Origin of the sequence: Arthrobacter sp. 9V, assembly GCF_902506065.1 — a bacterium.
In the GTDB taxonomy this organism is placed as follows: Bacteria; Actinomycetota; Actinomycetes; order Actinomycetales; family Micrococcaceae; genus Arthrobacter.
This window is the reverse complement of sequence record NZ_LR733030.1, coordinates 1-1,745: the sequence shown is the minus strand read 5'-3', so window position 1 is coordinate 1,745 and position 1,745 is coordinate 1. Positions and strand designations below refer to the sequence as shown.

The 1,745-nt window shown below is 60.3% G+C and carries 1 pseudogene; it reads right to left on the bottom strand.

The features are described 5' to 3' along the window. Nucleotides 1-1,745: pseudogene (locus tag BACI9J_RS23515) on the bottom strand (hypothetical protein); the annotation flags it as partial.

Below are 1,745 nucleotides of genomic sequence, written 5' to 3'. Positions count from 1 at the left end.
GCCGGTAGGGTCCAAGACGCGATATCGAGAGCGCAACCCGCTACATTCTTGATAGTGGTCCAAAGATCAGGGTCGGCAACCACGGGGAAGCTGTCCACATTGCTAATGTCGACCACCTGCGTAACGGTGTCACCATCGACCTCGTAGCGCGTTGGAACGTCAGCGCCTCGTGCATCCTTCGCCCACGGCGCGTTCAAGGAGCCGATAAAGAAGCCGGAGCTATCCGTGATAACCAGCGCCCCGTCTTCGGTCGTCGCGATTTGGCTACCTTCCGGCAGGCCCAGAGGATACGCGAAGCGGGTCGGGGCTTGAGCTGTTTCGATCACGGTGGCGACTTGAACGGCGCCGTCTGAGTGCACGATGGGTACGGTGCTAGAGCCGTTTTGATTGTTGTAGGAAACGACGCCGTCTGTTTCGGAAACAGCAGCGGTTGCTCCGGCGGCGAAAGGAAGGGCCGCTGAGAGGATGGTGCTTGCGGAATCGGAGGCGGTGGGATCCAAGGTGATTCTGTCCGTGGCGCTATTCGGAACCGTTACGGCTACCTCATCGGTCGTCTGGATTGCCACTGCGCCGCTGGTGGTCTTTTTCAGAGATGACAAATCCATGAGGGACTCGGGAGTGGCGTTCTCGATCGCCGTGAGGGTGGCGCTTGGGGCTGTTGCGTTTAGTCCGAATGCGAACTCTTGCTCTTCGGTGTCGCCCATAGCGTTGGTGATGATTGCCGTAACGCGATGCCAGCCGGGTGTGCCAGGGATGGTGACGTTGACCGACGCACCGTTGTCGCTGGTGAGTGGCAGGGTGTCGATCGGGTCGTCGTTCAAGAGCGTGATCAGGTAAGAGTCTGAGTCCGCTGAGGGGTGCGCTGTGACTTTGCAGACGATGTCAGCGCCATCCGAATGCGTCGTCCAACTGCCAGCTTTGTATTCGGTCGGGCAGGAGATTGTCGGGGCCATCGTGTCCACATACCAACCCTGAACGTCCACGATGTAGTGCGTCGCGTCCGCTACGTTGTTGAGGTCGATTTTGCCGTTGGCGCCGAGGGGGACAGTGATGGTGTTGGTGCGAATATCGTCTGTCTGGAAGTTGATCGCGGTGGTGTCGGGTTTGGTTGTGCCGTCAGCCCAAACGGTGGCACGGCCGTCGCTGCCGCCGTGCGAGACGATGAGGGTCAGCACTACGGCGGTGATCCCCGAACCCATCACGGGAACACCAGCTTGGCCGGCAATCTGGATGGAACGGGTTTCGTTCTTCGCTAGCGGGGTATTTCCGGTTGCGCGTGAGTTGTAGGCGCGGCCGGTGGCGGGCGTGAAGCTCGCGCCGGACTTACCTGCGGCAGTGAAGTAGCCCTGCAGATCCACGACAAGGTTGATCGTGGTCGATGAGTTCGCAATCGTCATCTTGCCGGTCGGAGAGAGGGCAACTTGCGCCTGGACTGAGGTGGTCTCCGAAGGGGCGTAGTGCAGCGAGTTCTGCGGTCTCGGTGAATCGGCAGCGTAGGGCGTGAGGTTGCCGTCCAAGTTCGTAGAGTTGATAGCGATCAGGTTCACGACGGCACCTGATGCGTCTGATGGAATGCTATTGGTACCCGCTACCTGCACGTCGATGCTCTTACCCGGCGCGATCGATGCCTTGGCGGTGCCGAGCCCGGAGCGGGTGTCCACAACCCGCTTCCCTGCGACGGGGATGAAGCCGCCAGCAGAGGTGCCGTCGATGTTCGCTGTGTAATACCCCTGCACGTCGAGGAT